Source organism: Mesorhizobium norvegicum, from assembly GCF_004919685.1.
In the GTDB taxonomy this organism is placed as follows: Bacteria; Pseudomonadota; Alphaproteobacteria; order Rhizobiales; family Rhizobiaceae; genus Mesorhizobium; species Mesorhizobium norvegicum.
Genome location: NZ_SMYZ01000001.1, coordinates 1 through 18,851, shown reverse-complemented (window position 1 = coordinate 18,851; position 18,851 = coordinate 1). Strand labels below are relative to the sequence as shown.

At 62.6% G+C, this 18,851-nt stretch carries 15 protein-coding genes; 7 read left to right on the top strand and 8 right to left on the bottom strand.

Annotation, left to right across the window (positions count from 1 at the left end):
• Positions 1 to 300 precede the first annotated feature (300 nt).
• From lptF to rsmA, 6 genes are all read left to right on the top strand, one after another.
• Entirely contained in the window at positions 301 to 1,503 is a 1,203-nt protein-coding gene (gene lptF / locus FCU66_RS00075) for an LPS export ABC transporter permease LptF (RefSeq protein ID WP_136620031.1), read from the top strand.
• Positions 1,500 to 2,585, top strand: a complete 1,086-nt coding sequence (gene lptG, locus FCU66_RS00070) for an LPS export ABC transporter permease LptG (RefSeq protein WP_181956519.1) — start codon at positions 1,500 to 1,502, stop codon at positions 2,583 to 2,585. Before lptF ends, lptG begins: the two co-directional genes overlap by 4 nt.
• On the top strand, positions 2,585 to 5,005 hold the full coding sequence (locus FCU66_RS00065) for an LPS-assembly protein LptD (RefSeq protein ID WP_168992010.1): 2,421 nt from the start codon (positions 2,585 to 2,587) through the stop codon (positions 5,003 to 5,005). The genes lptG and FCU66_RS00065 overlap by 1 nt, the downstream gene beginning before the upstream one ends.
• A 91-nt stretch (positions 5,006 to 5,096) precedes the next feature.
• The gene (locus FCU66_RS00060; protein ID WP_168992011.1) at positions 5,097 to 6,032 is read left to right on the top strand and encodes a peptidylprolyl isomerase; all 936 of its coding nucleotides are present in this window, start codon (positions 5,097 to 5,099) and stop codon (positions 6,030 to 6,032) included.
• Position 6,033: 1 nt separating this feature from the next.
• Positions 6,034 to 7,062: a 4-hydroxythreonine-4-phosphate dehydrogenase PdxA gene (gene pdxA, locus FCU66_RS00055; RefSeq protein ID WP_136620035.1), complete on the top strand. Its 1,029-nt coding sequence runs from the start codon at positions 6,034 to 6,036 to the stop codon at positions 7,060 to 7,062.
• A gap of 10 nt (positions 7,063 to 7,072) precedes the next feature.
• Positions 7,073 to 7,912, top strand: a complete 840-nt coding sequence (rsmA, locus tag FCU66_RS00050; protein WP_136620036.1) for a 16S rRNA (adenine(1518)-N(6)/adenine(1519)-N(6))-dimethyltransferase RsmA — start codon at positions 7,073 to 7,075, stop codon at positions 7,910 to 7,912.
• A 135-nt stretch (positions 7,913 to 8,047) separates the two neighbouring features.
• Here rsmA and gmk read toward each other — a convergent pair whose 3' ends face one another.
• The 7 genes from gmk to fabD all read right to left on the bottom strand — a co-directional run bounded on the left by gmk (position 8,048) and on the right by fabD (position 14,712).
• On the bottom strand, positions 8,048 to 8,704 hold the full coding sequence (gmk, locus tag FCU66_RS00045) for a guanylate kinase (protein WP_013532512.1): 657 nt from the start codon (positions 8,702 to 8,704) through the stop codon (positions 8,048 to 8,050).
• A gap of 3 nt (positions 8,705 to 8,707) precedes the next feature.
• Positions 8,708 to 9,598, bottom strand: a complete 891-nt coding sequence (locus tag FCU66_RS00040; RefSeq protein WP_136620037.1) for a YicC/YloC family endoribonuclease — start codon at positions 9,596 to 9,598, stop codon at positions 8,708 to 8,710.
• Positions 9,599 to 9,756: 158 nt separating this feature from the next.
• Positions 9,757 to 11,016 carry an endolytic transglycosylase MltG gene (gene mltG / locus FCU66_RS00035; protein ID WP_136620038.1) on the bottom strand — a complete coding sequence of 420 codons (1,260 nt, stop codon included), beginning with the start codon at positions 11,014 to 11,016 and terminating at the stop codon, positions 9,757 to 9,759.
• A 102-nt stretch (positions 11,017 to 11,118) separates the two neighbouring features.
• Positions 11,119 to 12,381, bottom strand: coding sequence for a beta-ketoacyl-ACP synthase II (fabF, locus tag FCU66_RS00030; RefSeq protein ID WP_013532515.1), 1,263 nt, complete (start codon positions 12,379 to 12,381; stop codon positions 11,119 to 11,121).
• Positions 12,382 to 12,415: 34 nt separating this feature from the next.
• Complete coding sequence (locus FCU66_RS00025) at positions 12,416 to 12,652, bottom strand: acyl carrier protein (RefSeq protein WP_006203723.1); 237 nt, start codon at positions 12,650 to 12,652, stop codon at positions 12,416 to 12,418.
• Positions 12,653 to 12,973: 321 nt separating this feature from the next.
• Entirely contained in the window at positions 12,974 to 13,711 is a 738-nt protein-coding gene (fabG, locus tag FCU66_RS00020; RefSeq protein WP_136622739.1) for a 3-oxoacyl-[acyl-carrier-protein] reductase, read from the bottom strand.
• Between the two features lie 59 nt (positions 13,712 to 13,770).
• Complete coding sequence (gene fabD, locus FCU66_RS00015) at positions 13,771 to 14,712, bottom strand: ACP S-malonyltransferase (protein ID WP_136622738.1); 942 nt, start codon at positions 14,710 to 14,712, stop codon at positions 13,771 to 13,773.
• A gap of 253 nt (positions 14,713 to 14,965) precedes the next feature.
• Between fabD and FCU66_RS00010 the strand changes: the two genes are divergently transcribed.
• Positions 14,966 to 16,921, top strand: a complete 1,956-nt coding sequence (locus FCU66_RS00010) for an LTA synthase family protein (protein WP_136622740.1) — start codon at positions 14,966 to 14,968, stop codon at positions 16,919 to 16,921.
• 48 nt (positions 16,922 to 16,969) lie between these two features.
• Here FCU66_RS00010 and FCU66_RS00005 read toward each other — a convergent pair whose 3' ends face one another.
• Entirely contained in the window at positions 16,970 to 18,625 is a 1,656-nt protein-coding gene (locus FCU66_RS00005) for a pilus assembly protein (protein ID WP_136622737.1), read from the bottom strand.
• Positions 18,626 to 18,851: the final 226 nt, after the last annotated feature.

Sequence of the window (18,851 nt, the reverse complement as noted above, 5' to 3'; positions counted from 1 at the left end):
GCGCGACATTTGGTCGTTTTCCGCCATTTGGCAAGACTTTGCCAAATTCGCACCCCATATCAACGATGGAATCGATGGTGATTCTTCGCGGAACGGCCCCGCTTTTCGCCGCAACCTGTTGTTAACCATCGATGTTCTCCCTTTCTTATCCATTCCCGCCGACACTCCGGCCCGCCGGGGCGGGTGACTTGGGACGGGAACCGGATCGACCATCTGTTGGAGCCAGTTGTGCAGGCGCTGCCGGACAGCTACCCTTGTGCGGTGGCATGATGCCGTTCGAGAAAATCGAGAAAAGCCTTCATGAAGGTCGTTGAACGCTACATCATGCGCCGTACTTTCGTGGTCTTCATGGCCGCGCTTGTCTGGACGCTGGCCATCGTGTGGACGACGCAGGTGCTGGCAAAGATCGACCTGGTCACCGACAGCGGCCAGTCGGCACTGACCTTCTTCGAGGTCGCTGCCCTTATTCTTCCGTCCATCATCCCGATCGTGGTGCCTTTCGCGCTGGTGGTGGCGGTCGCACAGACGCTCAGTGCCATGAATTCGGATTCCGAACTCGCCGTCGTCAACGCCGCGGGCGCCTCGCGCTGGACGATCGTGCGGCCGATCATGCTTTTGGCGCTGGCAGCCGCGGTCTTTTCCTTTGCCGTCGACAACGGCATCGATCCCTATGCCCGGCAGAAGAACCGGGCCCTGGTGGCGTCGTCACGCGCGGATCTGTTGTCGCTGATCATCCAGGAAGGCACCTTCCGCAAGATCGAGGACGGGCTGTTCCTGCAGATCGGCGAGCGGCTTCCCGACAATCGGCTGGGCGGTATTTTCGTCGCCGATTCGCGCGAAGAAGGCGTCAACCTCGTCTACTACGCCAAGACCGGCAGCATCGTCGAACGCGGCGGCGAAAAGGTGCTGATGATGAATGACGGCGTCATCCATCGCAAAACGCTGACCGGCGATCTCTCCGTCATCCGCTTCACCTCCTACGCCTTCGACATGTCGGCCTTCATGGCGGCGGCTTCGGCGGTGACGTTGCTGCCGAAGGACCAGACGACCCAGTACCTGCTCAACCCGAGCGCCAACGACAAGTATTATCAGCAGAGCCCCTACGAATACCGGGCCGAGGTCAACCAGCGGTTTTCGGAATGGACGTATTCCATGGTCTTCGCGCTCATCGCGCTGGCGGTCGCCGGAGATGCGCGCTCGCACCGTGAGGCGCGCGTCAATCCGCTGATCACGGCCATCGCGATATCGCTGTTCGTGCGTTGGCTGGGCTTTTTTGCCGCCAGCAAGGCCGATGAGATCCCGCAATATGCCTATATGGTCTATGGCGTGCCGATCGTGGCTTCCGCGGTGGCGATCTGGTTCATCGTCTCCAACCGGACCATGGAACTGCCGATTGCCTGGGCCGACTGGATGACAAATTTCGCCACGCGCATCGGTGACAGCTGGAACGCTCTCAAACTGCGTTTGTCCAGACGCAGCACTTCAGGGCAAGGGGTCAGCTGATGGGTTGGACGCTGGGCCGCTATTTCTTCTTCCGCTATGTGACGATCACCATCTGGTTCTTCATCGGCCTTCTGGCGCTGGTGTTCCTGATCGATTTCACCGAACTCTCCGGCCGCACCACCGGCCTGCCCGGCTTCACCTACGGAACGGCAGTGGCCATTTCAGGGCTCCGAATGCCGATGATCATGCTGCAGACGGTGCCGTTTGTCGGTTTGTTCTCGGCGATGGCGACGCTGGTGTCGCTCAACCGGCGCTACGAACTGGTCATCGCGCGTTCCGCCGGCGTTTCGGCCTGGCAGTTCCTGTTGCCATGCTGCATCGGAGCCTTGCTGTTCGGCGTCTTGTCGGTTGGCGTCATCAATCCGCTCGCCGCGCACGCATTCTCCTGGTCCGAGCAGATCGAAACCCAGCTGCGTTCCGGCAAATCGAACACGGTTTCGGCCGATGCCGCGCCCTGGATTCGGCAGAAAACCAGTTCGGGGGACACCATCATCGGTGCGCGGGCCATCCTGAACCAAGGCCTGGAGATGGCCGATGTCGTCTTTTTCATTCTCGACCCGCAAGGCAACATCGTCGAGCGCAAGGACGCCGCGCGCGCCTTCCTGCGCGACGGCTATTGGGAATTGCAGGACGTCAAGACGCTCCAGAACGGCACGATCCAGGCATCGGCAAGCGATCGCGTGCCGACCAATCTGAAGCCCGAATTCGTGCAAGAGCGGCTGGCGCGCCCCGAAACCATCCCTTTCTATGACCTGCCGGGAAAGATCGAGGTTGCCCGCTCCTTCGGCCTCAAGGCAAATGCCTTTGCCATGCAGTTTGATTCGCTGGTGGCGTTGCCGTTCCTTCTCGTCGCCATGACGCTGATTGCGGCAACGGTTTCAATGCGATTTGCTAGGATGGGGCAGTCGGCAACGATGATTCTGGGTGGCATCATCGCCGGCTTTCTGCTTTATGTCGTTTCGGTGCTGGTGAAGGCATTCGGCGTGGCGGGATTCGTGCCGACTGCCGTAGCCGCATGGGTGCCGGTCGTGGTGGCTATGTTCTTCGGGGTGACTTTCCTGCTATACAAGGAAGACGGCTAGTGAGGGAGGCGTTTTTGCCCAGCAACAGGCAGGCCCGTTTGGCGCGCCTCTATGCGGCGACCGCCTTGGCGTGCCTGCTTGCATTTGTCGTCCCGATGCCGGCGTTCGCGCAGGATGTCGGCGACATGGCGACATCGGTTCCGGCCGGCTCGCAGATGCTGCTGGCGGCCGACACGCTGGTCTACAACAACGACAACCAGACGGTGACCGCCGTCGGTGGCGTGCAGATCGACTATGGTGGCAATCGCCTTGTCGCCCAGCGGGTCGAATACAACCGCAACACCAAGCGGATGGTCGCGAGCGGCAACGTCGAAGTCATCAACAGCGACGGCACCAAGATCAATTCGGAACATATCGACATCACCGATGATTTCGCCGACGGCTTCGTCAACGCGTTGCGCGTCGAAACCGTCGACAAGGCCTATTTCGCCGCCGAAAGCGCCGAGCGCATGGGCGGCGTGCTGACCACGTTCCACAATGGCGTCTACACCGCCTGCGAACCGTGCGAGGACAAGCCCGACAAAGCGCCGACCTGGCGCGTCAAGGCCAGGAAGATCATCTGGAACGGTGAGAAAAAAACGGTTCGCTTCGAGAATGCGAATTTCGAGTTCTTCGGTTTCCCGCTCGCCTATCTGCCTGCATTCGAAATTGCCGACCCGACGGTGAAGCGCAAGAGCGGCTTCCTGATCCCCAGCATCGTCTACAAGAGCGATCTCGGCGTCGGCGTGAAAGTTCCCTATTATTTCGCCTTGTCTCCGACCTATGACCTGACCGTCACCGGCACCGGCTACACCAAGCAGGGCTTCCTCGGTGAGGCCGAGTGGCGCCAACGCTTCAACAATGGCCAGTACAGTTTGAAGATCGCCGGGATTCGGCAGAACGATCCCGACGCCTTCCTCGACACGACTGCCTTCCCCAGCACCGCTGGCCACAATGTCGATTCGGGCGCAGCGGGCGATCCCAACAAATTCCGTGGCATGATGGGCACGCAGGGCCAGTTCGCCATCAATCCGCGCTGGAATTTCGGCTGGGATGTGCTACTGCAGACCGACAAGAACTTCTCGAACACCTACAACATCGACAAGTACAGTAGCAGCGTCCACCAATCGACAGTCTACCTGACGGGTCTCAACGGCCGTAACTATTTCGACGTGCGTGCCATGCATTTCGACGTGCAGGAAGATACGCTCGACAACAACATCTCCGCGCGAAGCGGACAACAGCCCTGGGTGCTGCCGTCGCTCGACTACGCCTATATTCCCGACGTATCAGTGGCTGGCGGCCAGTTGTCGCTCAACGTCAATGCACGTGTCATCAGCCGCGACGAACTCGATGACACGCTCTTCACCCCCACACAGCGTGTCCCTGGTATCGAAGGCGAATCAGGCCGTCTCACCGCCGAGGCCGAGTGGAAGCGGAGCTTCGTCACCGATGGCGGGCTGGTGCTGACGCCGTTGCTCGCGCTGCAGGGCGACGTGGACTACCTGAACGCGTCATCGGCTTCGCTCAACGCCATCAACGATATGGCAACGAATTTGGGCGAGCAGGCCGATATGCGCTCGTCGTTTGCCCGTTACATGGCAACTGCAGGCCTTGAAATGCGTTGGCCGATGCTATTTTCCATGGCGAGCGGATCCAGCCACGTGATCGAGCCGATGGCGCAGGTCTTCATGCGGCCGAACGAGCAATATGTCGGCGGTCTGGCCGTTCCCAACGAAGACGCCCAAAGCATGGTGTTCGACGCGACCACTCTGTTCGAGCGCGACAAGTTCTCCGGCTACGACCGCGTCGAAGGCGGTTCTCGCGCCAATGTCGGCTTCCGTTATTCCGGCTCGTACAACAATGGCTGGGGCACCAATGCCATTTTCGGCCAATCCTATCAGATCGGCGGCGAGAACTCCTTCGCCGCGCCGGATCTGGTCAATGTCGGCGCCTATTCAGGCCTCGACACGACCAAGTCCGACTATGTCGGCCTGTTCGGCATCAACAGCCCCAACGGCTTCGCGGCCTCGGTCAGCGGCCGTTTCGACGAACAGAGCTTTGAGATCCGCCGTGCCGAGGTGAAGGCCGCCTATTCCGGCCTGCCGGTGTCGCTGAGCGCCAAATACGCCTTCATCCAGGCCCAGCCGCTCTACGGTTTCACGACCGACCGCCACGAGGTCACACTTGGTGCATCAACACATCTCGCCGAGAACTGGCGCGTCTTCGGCACCGGAACCTACGACCTGCAGGAAAGCCTGCTGGTCAAGGACGGTGTCGGCTTCGCCTACAACGATTCCTGCTTCACCTATTTGATGACCTACTCGCAGTCGCGCGACATAAACACCAGGGAAGTGTCGCAGACCATCGGCTTCAATCTGTCGTTCCGCACCCTCGGCGATTTCGGCTCGTCGAGCAGTGCCATCGACACGATCCAGTAACAATCGGCGACATCGTTTCGCCGCATAGGGCTGGCACGGATTTCGCGCACCTGAAAAGATAAAAATTGGGCGGAACCGGGATAGAATTGGGATGCCAACGATGAGGAAATACCTCTTTTCAGCAGGTTTCGCGTTGCTTGTGGCGGCGACGTCCGTGTCGATCACGGTGATGACGCCGCCGGCTTTCGCCAGCGAGATCAAATACGTCGTCAACGACATTCCGGTCACCACCGGCGACATCGCCCATCGCGCCGCCTTCCTGAAGCTGCAGCGCAAGAAAGGTGATGCCGGCCAGGAAATGATCGACCAGACGCTGCGCATGGCCGAGGCTAAGCGGCTTGGCATCCGCATCAGCGACGCCCAGGTCGAGGCGGCGTATCAGCGCTTTGCGTCAAGCAACAAGATGCAGCTCAGCCAGCTCGACGGCGTGATGGAGAAGTCGGGCGTCACCAAGGGCCACTTCAAGGAATTCATCCGCGCCCAGATGGCCTGGAACCAGGCCTTGAGTGCGCGCTACCGGTCCGGCGACGGCACCGGTGCCGTCAGCGAACAGGATCTTGTCAGGAAGATGCTGGAAAAAGGCGGCTCCAAGCCGAGCGCCACCGAGTACATGCTGCAGCAGGTCATCTTCGTGGTTCCGGCGGCCGAACGCAGCGCGACGCTGGGCAAGCGCAAGCGCGAGGCCGATGCCATGCGCGCCCGCTTCAACGGCTGCAACACGACGCGCGAATTCGCCAAGGGCCTGATCGACGTCACCGTTCGCGATCTGGGCCGGGTGCTGGCGCCGCAACTGCCGCCGGACTGGGCCGAGCAGATCAAGGCTACCAAGGTCGGCGGCGCCACCGTCACGCGCGAAACCGAACGCGGCGTCGAATTCATCGGCATCTGCTCGTCGCGCGAAGTGTCCGACGACAAGGTCGCGCAGATGGTCTTCCAGGGTGAAAGCTCCGGTGACAAGAACGCCGACGAGCTCAGCAAGAAATATGTCGACGAGTTGAAGGCAAAAGCCCGCATCGTCAAGCGCTGACGTGGCCAGCACCGTGGCTGCGCTCGCGCTGAGCGCCGGCGATCCGTCCGGCATCGGGCCGGAGATTGCCATCGCCGCCTTTATGGCGCGCGAGGCTTCCGCCCTGCCCCCCTTCTATCTGCTCGCCGATCCGGCGCTGATCGCCTCGCGGGCGCGCCTCCTCGGCATTTCGCTGCCGGTCGTCGAAACGACATCAGCGCAGGCGGCGCAAGTCTTTGCCCACGCCTTGCCGATCGTTCCACTGACTGCCCGCTGCATCGACAGCCCCGGCCGACCCGACCCGGCCAATGCGGCCGCCACCATCGAAGCCATCGACCGCGCCGTCGCCGACTGCCTTGCCGGCGAAGCCTTAGCCGTCGTCACCTGCCCCATCGCCAAGAAGCCGCTCTACGATGCCGGCTTTCGCTTTCCCGGCCACACCGAATATCTGGCACATCTGGCGGCCCGGCACAGCGGCGTCGAAGCGATGCCGGTGATGATGCTGGCCGGCCCCGACCTGCGCACCGTTCCCGTCACCATCCACATCCCGCTGGCCGAAGTGCCGAAGGCACTGACCACCGAACTGATCGTCGCCACTGCGCGCATCACCGCCGCCGACCTCACCGGCCGCTTCGGCATCGCCCGGCCGAGGCTCGCCATTGCCGGGCTCAATCCGCATGCCGGCGAAGGCGGCGCCATGGGCCTCGAGGACGAGCGGATCGTGCGCCCGGCTGTCGACATCCTGCGTGCCGAAGGTATCGACGCTTTCGGCCCGCTGCCGGCCGACACGTTGTTCCACGCCCGGGCACGGGCCGGCTACGACGTAGCCCTTTGCATGTATCACGACCAGGCGCTGATCCCGGCCAAGGCGCTGGCCTTCGACGAGGCGGTCAATGTCACGCTCGGCCTGCCCTTCATCCGCACCTCACCCGACCACGGCACGGCCTTCGACATCGCCGGCAAGGGCGTGGCGCGGCCCGACAGCCTGATGGCGGCGCTGAAGCTTGCCCGGCGGCTGGCCGACACAGACACGAAGGCAGTTGCCGCATGAGACCGCTGGCATGAGTATCGACGGACTGCCGCCGCTGCGCGAGGTGATCGAGCGTCACGGCCTGCAGGCGAAGAAGGCGCTCGGCCAGAATTTTCTGCTCGACCTCAACCTCACCGGCAAGATCGCCCGCACCGCCGGCGACTTGTCCGATGCAACCGTGATCGAGGTCGGTCCCGGTCCCGGCGGGCTGACCCGCGCCTTGCTCTCCAACGGGGCGCGTCACGTCATTGCCATCGAGCGTGACGAACGCTGCCTGGCTGCCCTTGCCGAAGTGTCCGATCATTATCCCGGCCGGCTGGAGATTGTTTCCGGCGATGCGCTGAAGACGGATTTCGCGGCACTTGCCAGTCGAGCGGCCGGAGACGGCGGCCCGGTAAAGATCGTGGCCAACCTGCCCTACAACATCGGCACGGAGTTGCTGGTGCGCTGGTTGACGGTCAGCGATTGGCCGCCCTTTTACACCTCGATGACTTTGATGTTCCAGCGCGAGGTGGCCGAGCGCATCGTCGCGCCCGCCGGCAGCGACAGCTATGGCCGGCTGGGGGTTCTTGCCGGCTGGCGGACAGAGGCGAGGATCGCCTTCGACGTACCGCCACAGGCATTCACGCCGCCGCCAAAGGTCACCTCCTCGGTGGTGCATCTGGTGCCGCGCCTGACCCCTTTGCCCGCCGAGGTGAAAAAACTCGGCCGCGTTACCGAAGCCGCCTTCGGCCAACGTCGCAAGATGCTGCGGCAAAGCGTGAAAAGCCTCGGCGGCGAAGCCCTGCTCGAACGCGCCGGCATCGATCCGACACGCCGCGCCGAGACGCTCAGCGTCGAGGAATTCGTGCGGCTGACCAACGCGGTATAGCTCTCTTCTCCCCGTTTACGGGGAGAAGATGCCGGCAGGCAGATGAGGGGCAGCACGAACCTTGAAATGCTAGCTCCGCCCCTCATCCGGCCCTTCGGGCCACCTTCTCCCCGTGAACGGGGAGAAGGAAGAGGATTAGCCCGTCTTCTCGTCCAACAGTCCCGAGACGAAATCGAACAGGCCTGGCCGGCGGTCGCGTCTTAGCCGCTCGGCGACGACGATGCCGCGCACTTCGGCGAAGGCGCGGTCGAGGTCGTCATTGACGATGACGAAATCATATTCCTTCCAGTGCTCGATCTCGTTGCGGGCGTTTTTCAACCGCGTCTCGATCACCGCTTCCTGGTCTTCGGCGCGGCGCTTCAGCCGCGCCTTCAATTCCTTCATCGATGGCGGCAGGATGAAGATCGAGACAATATCGGCCCGCATCTTCTCCTTGAGCTGCTGGGCACCTTGCCAGTCGATGTCGAACAGCATGTCGCGCCCTTCAGACAGCGCCAATTCGGCCGGTTCGCGCGGGGTCGCATAGCAATTGCCGTGCACCTCGGCCCATTCCAGAAGCGCGTCGGAATCGCGCAGCCGCTCGAACTCGCGCATCGTCCTAAAATGGTAGTGAACGCCTTCGATCTCGCTGCCGCGGCGCGGCCTGGTGGTGACCGAGACCGACAGTTCGAGACTGGAATCGCTTTCCAGAAGATTGCGCGCGATCGTCGACTTGCCGGCGCCGGATGGCGACGACAGGACGAGCATCAGGCCCCGGCGGCGAATGCGGGACCCCAAATCCTTGGCAACCATCGGCTACTCCAGATTCTGGATCTGTTCACGAAACTGGTCGACCACCGCCTTCAGCTCCAGCCCGATCGCGGTGACGGCGGCGGCATTCGACTTCGAACACAGCGTATTCGATTCGCGGTTAAATTCCTGTGCCAGAAAATCGAGCTTGCGGCCGACCGCGCCGCCGCCCTCCAGCAATGCCCGACCGGATGCGACATGCGTTTTCAGCCGGTCGATCTCTTCGCGAATATCGGCCTTGGTGGCCAGGAACGCCGCCTCCATGTGCAGTCGGGTCGCGTCCAGATTGGCGGAAGCGTCCATCAGAAGCCTGACCTGCTCGGCGATGCGCTCGCGGATCGCCGCCGTCTCGCGTGACGGATCCGCCTCGGCCCGCAGCGTCAGCGCCTCGATTGTGTCGATATGACCCGACAGCAGCACAGCCAGCGCGGCACCCTCGCTCTGTCGTGCCTGTTCGAGCCCTTTCAGGGCCACCTCGAGCGCGGCCATGATCGCCGCATCGAGCGCGGCCCTCGCCTCCTCGGTTTCGACAGTTTCGGGAATGTCGAGCACGCCGCGTAGCGACAGCAATCCGTCTGATGTCGCGGGGGCAGCGCCGAATTGCTCCTGCAGCCGCTTGGCGAGCCCGGCCAGGTCCTTCAGGAAGGCTTCGTTGACGACCGGCTGCGCTTGCGCACCGGCGGCACGGCCGATGGTCAGCGTCGCCTGGAAATTGCCGCGCGCAAAACGCTTCTGAAGTATCTGCCGGACGGCTGGTTCCAGCCGCTCGAAACCTTGCGGCAGTCGCAGCCGTACCTCGACACTCTTGCCGTTGACGGACTTGACCTCCCAGGCGATCGAGGTGCCGTCATGCTCGGCGACGGCACGTGCAAAACCGGTCATGCTCTGCAAATTCATATCGCCCACACGTCCCTGGTGCACCACCCCGAACCCGGCTTTCCGGAGAGGAGCAAGTGCGGCTTGAAAATGACTGCGCCGCAGGCGCGTCGAAATCGGACGCGCGACGCTCTTCCAAATGTCAGGGCATCGCCTGGTGGGCAACGCCTTTCTTTATTCTACTGGGCAGCGCCCGCGTCACCGCCGCCGTCGCCGCTGTCGTCGCCACCGTCAGCCGGCCCGCTGTCAGCCGGCTTGTCGGCATTGCCGTCGCCGGCGCCAGTGGTGTTAGCGGCCTTGGCGGCCTCGTCTGCCTGCTTCTTCTGCAAGGCGCGATAGCGGGCGACATTCTCATTGTGCTCGTCCAACGTCGCGGCAAAGACGTGCCCGCCGGTGCCATCGGCAACGAAATAGAGGTCGTCGGTCTTCGACGGATTGGCCACCGCCTCCAGCGCTGCACGACCCGGATTGGCGATCGGCGTCGGTGGCAAGCCGTTGATCACATAGGTGTTGTAGGGCGTCTGCTTCTGGATGTCCGACTGGTAGATCGGCCGGTCCGCCGGCTTGCCCTTGCCGCCGAACAGCCCATAGATGATGGTTGGATCGGATTGCAGGCGCATGCCCTTGGCAAGCCGGTTCAGGAAGACCGCGGCAACCCGTGAACGCTCGTCACCCTTGCCCGTTTCCTTCTCGACGATCGAGGCCAGAGTAACGAACTCTTCGACGTTGGCCAGCGGCAGGTCCGGCGCGCGCCGCTGCCAGACATCGTCAACCAGCTTCTTTTGATCCGCCAGCAGCTTGTCGACCATCTGCTGGCGCGTCGCGCCGCGCGTGAAGCGCAGTGTGTCGGTGGCGAGGCTGCCCTCCGGCGGCGTGGTCGCCGGCATGTCGCCGCTCAAGGCAGTCTCGTCGCCGATGCGCTGCAGCGCCTGCTCGACCGTCAGCCCCTCTGGAATGGTCAGCGAATACATCACCGACTTGCCGCTCTTCAAAAGCTCCATGATGTCGCGCATGGAAGCCTTGGGCTTGATCTCGTACTCGCCGGCCTTCAGCGCGGAATCATTGCCGAAGGCCCGCACGCCAAGGCGGAATACCCGGGCATCGCTGATCAGTCCGCGGCGTTCGAGTTGGTCGGCGATATCCTGGACGCCGGTGTTCGGCTTGACCAGGAAGGTGTCGCCATTGGCCGATGGGCCGGGTTCGGTGAATTCCTGCTTGCCGAAATAGACCGCGACGCCGGCCGCCAGAACCATCAGCATCACCGAAGAGATGACGAAGTTCATGAACACGACGACCTGACTGCGTGATGCACGCGAGCGCTTCGGCGGCGGCGTGCCGGCCTCTGGCCGCAACGCCTCGCTGGCCGTTTTCGGCACGATCGGTCCGGATGTCGCCGGCCGTTGCCCGAATTCTCCGTTGCCTGCCGGATTTGTGTTCATTTCGCCCTACCGTTTGATCGCCCAACGAATCCCCAGCGGCAGAGTAGGGGCGAATATGGCAAAATTGACGGCACGTCAAAGCGTCGCCCGATAGCCGGGCGATCAGCCATTGTAGCGCTGGAAGACCAACGACGCGTTGGTACCACCAAAGCCGAAGGAATTGGACAGCGCCACGTCGATCTGGCGGGCACGCGGCTTGTTCGGCACCAGGTCGATCGCGGTTTCGCGCTCCGGGTTGTCGAGGTTGATGGTCGGCGGCGCGACATTGTCTCTGATGGCGAGGATCGAAAAGATCGCTTCGGCGGCACCGGCCGCCCCAAGCAGGTGGCCGATCGACGACTTGGTCGACGACATCGAAATCTTCGACGCGGCATTGCCGACAAGCCGCTCGACAGCGCCGAGCTCAATGGTGTCGGCCATGGTCGAGGTGCCGTGGGCGTTGATGTAGTCAACATCGGCAGGCGTCAGCTTGGCCCGGTTCAGCGCCGCCGTCATGCAACGGAAGGCCCCATCGCCATCCTCGGCGGGCGCCGTGATGTGATGCGCGTCGCCGGTGAGACCATAACCCGTCACCTCGGCATAGATCTTGGCGCCGCGCGCCTTGGCATGCTCGAGCTCCTCGAGCACGACAACGCCGGCGCCCTCGCCCATGACGAAGCCGTCACGGTCGCGATCATAGGGCCGCGACGCCGTTTGCGGCGAATCATTGCGCTCCGTCGACAGCGCCCGGCACGCGGCGAAACCGGCGATCGACAGCCGTGTCACCGGCGCTTCGGCGCCACCGGCGACCATCACGTCGGCATCGCCCCACATGATCAACCGGGCAGCATCGCCAATGGCGTGCGCGCCGGTCGAACAGGCCGTGACGACGGCATGGTTCGGGCCTTTCAGCCCATGCCGGATCGAAACCTGCCCGGAAACGAGATTGATGATCTGGCCCGGGATGAAGAAAGGGCTGATGCGGCGCGGACCGCGTTCCTTGAGGATCATCGCGTTCTCGGCGATGCCCTCGATGCCGCCAATGCCGGAACCGATCAGGACGCCGGTGGCACACTGCTCTTCATGCGTCTTGGGTTCCCAGCCGGAATCCTTCAGCGCCTCGTCGGCGGCGGCAATCCCGTACAGGATGAAGTCGCCGATCTTGCGCAATTCCTTCGGCTCGAGCACGGCCTCGGGATTGAAGGTGGCATTGCTGCCATCGCCACGCGGAATGACGTGGGCGATCTTGCAAGCAAGATCCTCCACCTCGAACTCGGTGATGCGCTTGGCAGCGCTGCGGCCGGTCAGAAGTTCCTTCCAGCTGTGCTCAAAGCCCATGCCGAACGGCGACAGCAACCCAAGGCCCGTGACGACGACACGCCTCATCGCAGGTCCTCCCCGGTGACGACTGCGGAAAGCGTCAGGCCGAAGCCTTGTCGATGTACTTCACGGCATCGCCGACGGTCAGGATGGTCTCGGCTGCGTCGTCGGGAATCTCGACGCCGAATTCTTCTTCGAACGCCATGACGAGTTCGACCGTGTCGAGGCTGTCGGCGCCCAGATCATCGATGAAGCTCGCCTGCTCCGTCACTTTGTCAGCATCGACGCCAAGGTGCTCGATGACGATCTTCTTGACGCGCTCTGCGGTGTCACTCATTTGGGCATCCTCGTCTTTTGTTTGTCTGTCTTCGTTAGCGGGCAGAATGCCGCTAATCAAGCTGAAAGATGGTCCTGCCGGAAACGCAACGGCTACAGACCGGTTTTTGCCCGAACCGCCGGGTTGCGGGCCGCATTACACGAAAAACAGCTGAGGTCCAAGCCGAAATGGTCTCTTTTCACAGCCCGCCGGACCTTGTTCAGAATTCGCCCTGCCGAGTCATATGGTGCGGTTTTCGAGAACCGGAGCGGAGCGTACTTTCAGCACGCGGGCACCGGAAGCGCAGAGGGCCGGCAGGGGTAGAATTATCAACAAGGTCCGTCAGATCATCGCCATGCCGCCATTCACATGGATGGTCTGGCCGGTCACGTAGGCGGCTTCGTTAGAGGCGAGATAGGCGACGGCGGACGCGACTTCGGCGCTGGTGCCCATGCGGCGGGTCGGAATCGCCGCCATGATCGCCTCCTTCTGCTTGTCGTTGAGCTTGTCGGTCATCGCCGATTCGATGAAGCCCGGGGCGACGCAGTTGACGGTGATGTTGCGGGTGGCGATCTCCTGCGCCAGCGACTTGGAAAAGCCGATCATGCCGGCCTTGGAGGCGCAGTAGTTGGTCTGGCCGGGATTGCCGGTGACCCCGACCACCGAGGTGATGTTGATGATGCGGCCGTGGCGGCGGCGCATCATCGGGTGGGTGAGTTCGCGGGTCAGCCTGAACACGGCGGTCAGGTTGACCTCGAGCACGGTGTCCCAGTCGGCATCCGACATGCGCACGAACAGCCCGTCCTTGGTGATGCCGGCATTGTTGACCAGGATATCGACACCTTCGAGATCGGCCTCCGCCTTCTGGCCGAGCGCCTTGACCTCGTCACGGTTCGACAAATTGGCCGGAAACAGCTTGACCCGGTCGCCAAGCTCGGCGGCCAGCGCTTCCAGTTTCTCGACGCGGGTGCCGTGCAGGCCGACGATGGCGCCTTGCGCATGCAGCACCCTGGCGATCGCCTCGCCTATGCCCCCGGATGCGCCGGTGACGAGCGCCTTGCGGCCAGTCAATTCGAACATTTTTGTCTCCTGATTGAGAAGAGAACACCCTTTTTACAGGGATGGGATCAAATGACGCTTTATGCAAGCGCTGCCAATGCCGCCTCGACCTCAGCCGCGGAGCCGACCGACGCGGTGGCGATGTCGCGGTTGATGCGCCGCGCCAATCCCGAAAGCACCTTGCCGGCGCCAATTTCGTAAAGCGTGGTGACGCCATTTGCGCCGAACCATTCCACCGTCTCGCGCCAGCGCACGCGACCGGTCACCTGCTCAACCAGACGCCGCGCGATCTCATCCGGATCGCTCGACGGCGCCACAGACACGTTGGAGACGACCGGGACGACCGGTGCGTTCTTTGTCACGCCGGCGAGCGCGTCGCGCATGAGGTTCGCGGCCGGCGCCATCAGTGCTGAATGGAAGGGCGCAGACACCTGCAGCATCAGCGCCCGTTTGGCGCCTTTCTCGATGCACAGTTTCGCCGCCAGTTCGACCGCGGCCTTGGCGCCGGAAATGACCAATTGGCCGCCGCCATTGTCGTTGGCGATCTGGCAGACGGAGCCTTTTGCAGCCTCCGCGCAGGCGGCTTCGACATCGGCCTGTTCCAGTCCGATGATCGCCGCCATCGCGCCCTCGCCGGCCGGCACCGCTGCCTGCATGGCATTGCCGCGGATGCGCAGCAGCCTGGCCGCATCGGCAACCGAAACAAAACCGGCAGCGGCCAATGCCGAATATTCGCCCAGCGAATGGCCGGCGACATAGGCGACCTTGTCTTGCAGCGAGAAGCCGCGCGATTCCAGCGCCCGGATCGCGGCCAGCGACACTGCCATCAGCGCCGGCTGCGCGTTGGCGGTCAGCGTCAACGTCTCTTCCGGTCCTTCCCAGATCAGCTTCGACAGGTTTTCGCCCAGCGCATCGTCGACTTCCTGGAAGATCCTGCGCGCCTCGGGAAAGGCGTCGGCGAGATCCTTGCCCATGCCGACTGCCTGGCTGCCTTGTCCAGGAAAAGTGAATGCAACGGCCATGCGAGGACTCCCAAGGGCTGGTTTTGCTTGCCTGATAGACGAGTTTTTCTTGCCTGTGACGCAAGGCAGGCCGCCAAGTCAAGCCCGGTTCGACCCTGCCCGGCAGCGGCTTCGTGCGCCGAGTGCCTGATCCGAAAGGCTTTTTGGCGATCACTCCTGATGAAAACCGCTCACGATTCGTTTGCTGGCTCTTCTTATTTTCGCTACAGGCGCTAGCTTTGCGTGACAATTCTATGACAATCGAGTGACGTGTTTGTCGCTGGGTGGGGAAGTTAAGGTGGCAAAGAGTTACAAACGCGCCGGCAAGGCCGCGCCACAGTTCCTGGAAGACGACCCCTCCACCGGCTATCTGCCGGGCCGGAGATGGCCGGTCGTGCGCTATGGGCTGATCAGCCTGGCGATCGCTGCCGTCCTGGTGTTTGCCATCGAACTGATCGTGCGCGGCGACTTTGCCGGCACTGTCTCCTTCTTCTTGCAGCCGCTCAAGCCTGGCTGGACCACCATTGTCGTGTTTGCGCTGATCCTGATCGGCCTCGATGCGGTGCTCGGCCGCAGTCATCAGAGCCTGATGATCGTCGCACCGCTGACCCTGTCGCTTGCCTTCGTCGGTCACCAGAAGTCGCACTATCTCGGCGATCCGCTCTATCCGACCGATTTCCTCTATGCCCGCCAGATCTTCGCGCTGTTGCCGCTTTTGGTGCGCGACCGTCCGATGACCGCGCTTGCCATGGTCGTCGGCATCGTCGCCGGCCTGTCGCTGCTCGTCTATGGCTGGCGGCTGTGGCGCCGCAAGGTTCCGGCGCTCAGCCGCAAGGGCCGCCTTGCCCGGCTGACGCTGGCCGTGCCGCTGCTCGCCTTCTTCGTTTCGATCATGGACTACGCCACCTTCTCCTGGACCAGGGACCGGCTGCAGATCATCCCGATCATGTGGGACCAGAAGGAAAACTATGCCTCCAACGGCTTTGCGCTGGCCTTTGCCCTCAACGTGCCGATGGCGCATGTCTCGGCGCCGCCGGGCTATTCCGACAAGGCGATCGCGGCGATCGACAGGCCTGATGTGACCGCCTCGGTGCCGGCCGAGAAGCCCGATATCATCATCGTCATGAGCGAGTCCTTCTGGGATCCGACCAAGCTGCCCGGCGTCACCATCACGCCCGATCCGATCCCCAATGTGCGGGCGCTGCGCTCGGGATCGATGTTCTCGCCGGAATTCGGCGGCATGACCGCCAACATCGAGTTCGAGGCGCTGACCGGCTTTTCCAACGCGTTCCTGCCGGCCGGCAGCATCCCCTATCAGCAATATGTGCGCACGCCGACGCCTTCGCTCGCCACTTTCCTCAAGAGCCAGGGTTACCGGGCGCGCGCCATCCATCCCGGCACCAACTGGTTCTGGAACCGTGGCGCCGTCTACGCCGATTTCGGCTTCAACGATTTCAAGTCGGAAGAAACGCTGCCACCGATGCAAAAGCGCGGGCCGCTGGCATCGGACGCGGCGATGACCGACGAGATCATCAGCGAGGCCGACGCCAGCGATGAGCCGGTGTTCTTCTTTGCGGTCAGCCTGCAAAACCACGGCCCCTACGAGCCGAACCGCTATTACAACCCGACGCATACGGTGCAGGCGCCGATCAGCCAGTGGGCGCGCGAATCGCTGCTCAGCTACGCCGAGGGCTCAGCCGATGCCGATCGCGGTCTCGAACGCCTCGTCGAATGGGCCAAGAAACGCTCCCGCCCCACCGTAATCGCCTTCTTCGGCGACCATCTGCCGCCGCTCGGGCCGGTCTATGTCGAAACCGGTTTCCTGAAGGACAATGTCGCGCCGCGCAAGGAAGCGTCGCCCGAAGCTGCCCTCGAGCACCACGAGACGCCGCTGGTCATCTGGTCGAATCGCACCGGGCCGGCTGAAGACCTGGGCGCCGTCAGCCCGGCCTTCCTGCCCTATCATATCCTGAAGACGGCCGGCATCAGCCATCCCTACTACACCGGTTTCCTGGGCCAGATGAGCGAACGCTACCGCGTCGTCGACCGCAATTTGTTGCTGACGCCGGCTGGCGAGGCCACGCCCGATTGGGCGCGGCAGAAAGAGATCGACCCGGCGATCCGCGATTTCCGCCTGTTGCAGTACGACATGATGTTCGGCAAACGCCACGCGGCGCCCGACTTCTTCCCCGAAACGGTCGACAAGGTTGTCGCCGCCCATACGAGTTGAGCCGATCGATCCCGTCGGGAGCCGGATCGACTCTCTCGGATCGAGCGCTCAATTCGTCAATTGCAGCTTCGAAAACTTGTTGGCGATCTGCTGGAAAACATCCGGCAATTTGGTCGGATCGTTGACGGCATAATAGCCGCTCGGATCCGAGGCGCAGGCGCTGTAAAGCGTGCGGTTGGCGGCGGTGTCGGATTGCAGCACCATGGTGTAGATTTGCACGCCCTCGTTCTTCAATTGCGTGCAAACGCCTTTGGTCCAGCCGTCGACATTGCGCGCCGCCGTCGTCTGGTTGTCCGATCCGAAACGGCCACCTGCCAGATAGCCATAGGATGTGTAGTCCGACTTCGTCGGTTGTTGACTGGCGCCATAGACGACGTTCTCGCCGTCGGTGAGCAACAGCACGATCTTGCTGATGCCGGGCGTCTTCCACGGCGCTCCATCGGTGTAGGGCGCGCCAGGCGACAGCACCCGCATGCCCCATGACAGGCCTTCGGAGACATTGGTGCCGGAACCGTTCCACTCGGTCATCTCGCTGGCCGCCTTGCGCAGCTTGTCGAAATCATCGGTCAGGGGAACAACGGGAGTCGGGCAGGAACGATTGGGGCCAACAGTGATGGCGGTGCCGGTCTCGGTGATCAGCTTGTTGGCGGGCGCGACATATCTGGCGATCTTTTCGAGGTCTGCCGCGAGCGGCAGGTTGACGACGGATCCAAGCAGCCCACTCAGGTCGATGCCGAGAATATTGACGCCCGACTGGGCAAGTTTGGTCTTGTCGCTGATGTCGTCGAGATAGGAATTGTTGTAGCCGGTGGCAGAGTTGCCGTAGGAGCCCGACGGCTTCGTGGCATTCGCCGGATCGTCGGGCGCGAAGTATGGCACGAACAGAGTGTCGGGCATGGTCGGATCGGGCGGCGTGTCCGAAATATTGTAGGTTCCCGGCCGCGCTTCGACGCAGCCTTTCCATCCAGTGCCATTCCAGCCTGTCCGTTTGCCGACAGGAACATCCTGCTGAAGCTGTTTGAACAGCGCCATGTGGTTCGGCCGCTTGCCGTCGATGACCGGGAAATTGACGCCGTTGGTGGAGGACTTGCCGTCCATGTCGATCCAGGAGGGGTCGAATCCATCGCCATCGACATTGACGGCCGTGACGAATGGAACCAGCGAGGCTCGGATCTTGCGTGTCGGCGATTTTGCCGCCTCAAGCGTGTCGAGCAATGACTTGGTCGCTGTCCTCAGCGCCGTCATGCGGGCGCCGGCCATCGAGCCGGTGTTGTCCAGCACCAGAACGACTTCGAGCTGGTTGTTCGATTCGACGGCGGAGGCATCGACCTCGATATGCTTGTCCTTGCCGAACAGGAAGGCGAAGTTGAGATTGACGTCCGCCGAGGCAACCGCCTTTGTCTTGACGAAATTGATGCCCTTGTCGACGGTCAACGTCGCCTGCGCATTGCTGAGTTCGCCATGACCAACGATGTTGGCCTGGAAATAGCGGTCGAAGGCGTCATTGCGGGTGATGTCGAGATCGCCAAGATGCGAGGAGGCAAGGTTTGCCGCATCCAGCGCACTCTGCAGATTGCTTTTGGCCCGCATGAGGGTGGAGACGTCGGTTGCGAAAGCGACAGCCGTCAGGATGGTCGGCAAGCCCAGTCCCAGCACAAGTGTGAAATTGCCGCTCGTCGAGCGCCAGAATTTGTTGAGAAGCATCCTTACCCCCGCAAATGCTTGCCGTGCTTTTTATGCACGGGTATCCTGGCTTCTGCGCCTCCCATGATGAATCGACCGTTGACGGCGGGGTTCAACTCCGTACAACCTGATAGTGTGGTTAAGGCCTAGTTGCCGGAAACCACAAGGTCCGCCGTTGTTGCTGCTTGATTTTTCCGCCGCAGGCGACACAGAGGACGCCGCCCGCCCTGTCGGTAGCTAATCAAGT